Origin of the sequence: Streptomyces yokosukanensis (assembly GCF_001514035.1) — a bacterium.
Taxonomy (GTDB): domain Bacteria; phylum Actinomycetota; class Actinomycetes; order Streptomycetales; family Streptomycetaceae; genus Streptomyces; species Streptomyces yokosukanensis.
In genome coordinates this window covers 1011-4713 of record NZ_KQ948270.1, presented here as the reverse complement: position 1 = coordinate 4713, position 3703 = coordinate 1011, and the positions used below count along the sequence as shown (strand labels likewise).

Annotated in this window: 3 protein-coding genes; all 3 read left to right on the top strand. The window is 70.8% G+C overall.

Features of this window, described 5'->3' with window-relative positions; all coding sequences use genetic code 11:
- Positions 1–65: 65 nt before the first annotated feature.
- Positions 66–2243 (top strand): MMPL family transporter, encoded by a 2178-nt coding sequence (locus AQI95_RS44020; protein ID WP_067137105.1) that lies wholly within the window; start codon positions 66–68, stop codon positions 2241–2243.
- Between the two features lie 182 nt (positions 2244–2425).
- Complete coding sequence (locus tag AQI95_RS44015) at positions 2426–3175, top strand: LmeA family phospholipid-binding protein (RefSeq protein ID WP_159056782.1); 750 nt, start codon at positions 2426–2428, stop codon at positions 3173–3175.
- Positions 3176–3178: 3 nt separating this feature from the next.
- A partial coding sequence (locus AQI95_RS44010) for a response regulator transcription factor (RefSeq protein WP_067137101.1) occupies positions 3179–3703 on the top strand: 525 nt, incomplete at its 3' end.

The window sequence follows — 3703 nt, the reverse complement described above, 5'->3', positions numbered from 1 at the left end:
CTACCTTCGGCATGCGTGAAAGGTCCGTGACTGCGGGCCGCACCCGCTCGTGGAGGTATCCAGTCATGCAACGCTTCGCCGCATTCGTGATGCGGCATCGGATCTGGGTGGCCGTGGCCTGGGTCGCCGTCACCGTCGTCGGGGTGCTCATGGCGCCGCACGTGTCCGGCCGTCTCAAGAGCGGCACCACGATCAGCGCCGCCAGCTACACCGCGAACCAGGCCCTGCAGAAGGAGTACGGCGGGGTCGCCGCCCGGCCCAGCGTGCTGGTGGTCGGCCTGCCGCAGGGCACCACCGTGGACAGCCCGAGGGTGAAGGGCGGCCTGGCAGCCGCGGACAGGGTCGCCGCGTCGGTGCCGCAGGTGCGCTACCTGTCCTACGCCAACACCGGGGACCGCTCCCTGGTCGGCACAGGCGGGACCTCCACCCTGGTGATGGTCTATCCCCCGCATATGGGCGATCCGGTACCGCAGCAGGTGACGGACGCCATGGGCTCTGCGATCACCCACGCCGTTCCGGGGGCCACAGTCCAGGTGACCGGTGTAGAGCAGCTCAGCGCCGGCGGCGGTGCCTCCGGCGGCAGCGTACTGAGTGAGATCCTCGTGGGCATCGGCCTCGCGCTCGTCGTTCTGGCCTGGGTCTTCGGATCGGCGCTGGCCGTCCTGCCGCTCATCTCGGCGATCATCTCGGTGCTGACCATGCAACTTGCCATCTGGGGCCTGACCTACGTCACCAGCATCGCGATCAACCCCTCCGTCCAGTTCATCGTCGCCCTGCTGGGCCTTGGCCTCTCCGTCGACTACGCCCTTCTGCTGGTCAACCGCTGGCGCGAGGAACGCGACGCGGGCGCCGACAACAAGACGGCGGTGATCCGCTCACTGCGCAAAGCCGGCCACTCGGTCGCCTTCAGTGCCCTGATCGCCTCCCTGGGCCTGTTCGCCCTCATGGTCGTGCCGGTGTCGTTCCTCCAAGGCGTGGGCATGTCGGGTCTGTTCATCCCGTCCATCGCCGCCTTGGTCGCGCTGACCGTCGTCCCGCTGCTGCTGTCCAGCGCCGGACCGCGCATGGACAGGATCCGGCTGCGCAAGCGCAAGAGCACCGGCCCGGGAACGATGTGGACGAACGCCGCGCAGGCGATCGTCAGGCGGCCCAAGCTCGCCGCCGCCGCGGGCGCCGCCGTCCTCGGTGCGCTGTGCGCCTTCGGACTGACCATCAATATGAACCAGCCCGCCGTCACCTCACTCTCCCCCGCCGGCCCCGCGCAACAGGGCCTGGTCGCCCTGCAGCACGACGGCTTCCCTTCCGGGATCCTCACTTCGGTTCCGGTCCAACTGCCCGCCGACGCGGACCCCGCCGCCACGGCCGCGACCCTGCGGAGCCTGCCCTTGATGCACGGCGTCCTGGTCGCGGACACCCCCGCCTGGCAGCACAGCGACAGCTCGGTGATCATGGGGCTGCCCAAGACGGAGGTCGGCACCTCCCACGCCGGATCCGTCGTGTCCGATCTGCGCGCCGCTGCCCCGCACGACGCCCTGATCGGCGGCGAGGACGTCCAGAACACCGACATCACGCACATCATGATCCAATGGCTCCCGGTGCTGCTCGGCGTCGTCGCCCTGGTCACCTTCGTCCTGCTGGCCCGTGGCATGCGCTCGCTGCTGCTTCCCGCCAAGGCCGTCGCTCTCAACGTGCTCTCCGTCGGCGCCGCCTACGGCGCGCTGGTACTGGTCTGGCAACTGGGCTACGGCTCCAACACCCTGTGGGGGATCCCCGCGACCGGATCGATCAGCCCCCTGGTGCCGATGCTGCTGTTCGGCTTCCTCTTCGGCGTCTCGATGGACTACGAGGTGTTCATCCTGGCCCGGGTCCGCGAGGCCTTCGACCGCACCGGGGACACCAACGGGGCCGTGGTCGAAGGCATTTCCCGCACCGGACGGCTGGTCACCAGCGCGGCGCTGATTCTCTTCCTGGCACTGCTCTCGCTGTCCTCCGCCCCCGACGTGACCATCAAGATGATGGCCACCGGCATGGCCGCTGGTGTCCTCATCGACGCCGTGGTGGTGCGCACCCTGCTCACCCCCGCCCTGGTGGTGCTGTTCGGCAGAGCCAACTGGTACCTGCCCGCCTGGGCCGCGAAGGCCCTGCGGATCAAGCCCGCGGCTTCCGTCGACCATGCGGACCTGGACGACCACGACGACGACCTCCTCGACCGCGCCGGGACTGTGCCGCCGCTGCGCGCCTGAGCGCACGCGTCCACATGACCGGCGGACCCCCGGCACTCCCGTGATCCGACTCCGGGGTCCGCCACTCCCCGCAGCTCACCGACCCCATGCAGCGAGAGGCACCCCGGGCACTGGCGCGACGCGGCACCAGTGCCCGGGGGCCGTGCCTTGTGGCCTGCCGCCCCGGACCGAAAGCCCCGGCCATGAAACTGCGCCGTACTCCAGTGATCATCGCCACCGCTCTCGCAGCGGCTGGCGCAACCACCGCCGGCACCTCCGACATCCTGGTCACCGGCACCGCGCAACAGCGCATCGCTCTCGCAGTCCGCCACAAGCTCCACCCCAGCGGAGCGGTCACCGTCCGGCTCACCGGCTCCCTGGCCGGCCCGGACACGCTCACCGGCACCTTCGGCACCGTCCGCGTCATCGCCGACGGCATCCAGCACGCCGGCCTCCGGCTCAGCAACATCGTCGCCACGTTGCACGGCGTCACCACCCACGGCACCACCACCGGCGGCAGCGCCTCCGCCACCGTCCCGTACACCGCGCTGTCCCGGCATCTGGACGCCGCAGCCGCCCTCATGACCATGGGCACGGACGGCACCGACCTGACGCTCACCACAACCGCGGGGAGTTCCGGCCTGCCGCTGACCGTGACCGCGCGCATCACCACCGCCCACAGCATCGCCCTCACCCCGACCACCGTCTCCTTCCTCGGCCGGGCCCTGCCCGTCAGCGCCGTGGCCGACACACCCGGCGGCGCCGGCCTTGCCTCGGGCTTCACGCCCCACACCGTCGCCCTGGCGGGACTGCCTGCCGGAGCCCGACTGACCTCAGCCCGCCCCGACCACACCGGCCTCGCCCTCCAGCTCACCATCCCCGCAACCGGCAAGCTGGTCGCCTTGCCGGGCGGCCCCGGGGACGCGGGCTGCACGGCTACCGCTCAGGCTTGAACCATGCGCATCCTCGTGATCGAAGACGACGACACCCTCGGCGCCTCCTTGACCTGGGGGCTGCGTGCCGAGGGCTATGCCGTCGTACTCGCCGCCGACGGCACCGAGGGCCTGTGGCAGGCCACCGAGCACGGTTTCGACCTGATCATCCTCGACGTCATGCTCCCCGGCCTCGACGGCTATCAGATCTGCTCCCGCCTGCGGGAAGCCGGGAACTGGACGCCCATCCTCATGCTCACTGCCATGGACGCCGACCTCGACCAGGCAGAAGGCCTGGATCTGGGCGCGGACGACTACCTCACCAAGCCCTTCGCCTACCCGGTCCTGTTGGCTCACATGCGCTCTCTGCTGCGGCGCGCCGCCACCCCACGCCCTGCGCTGCTCACGGCCGGCGATCTGACCCTGGACCCGGCCACCCGCGCCGTCCGGCGGGCCGGTCGAGCCATCGCCCTCACGCCGGGCGAACTCTCCGTCCTGGAGTACCTGCTGCGCGCGGACGGGCGCGCGGTGCCCAAGACCGAACTGCTG

Bases quoted from the DNA above. Each gene is read 5' to 3' on its own strand.
- AQI95_RS44020 (WP_067137105.1), top strand. From the start codon at position 66: ATGCAACGCTTCGCCGCATTCGTGATGCGGCATCGGATCTGGGTGGCC.
- AQI95_RS44015 (WP_159056782.1), top strand. From the start codon at position 2,426: ATGAAACTGCGCCGTACTCCAGTGATCATCGCCACCGCTCTCGCAGCG.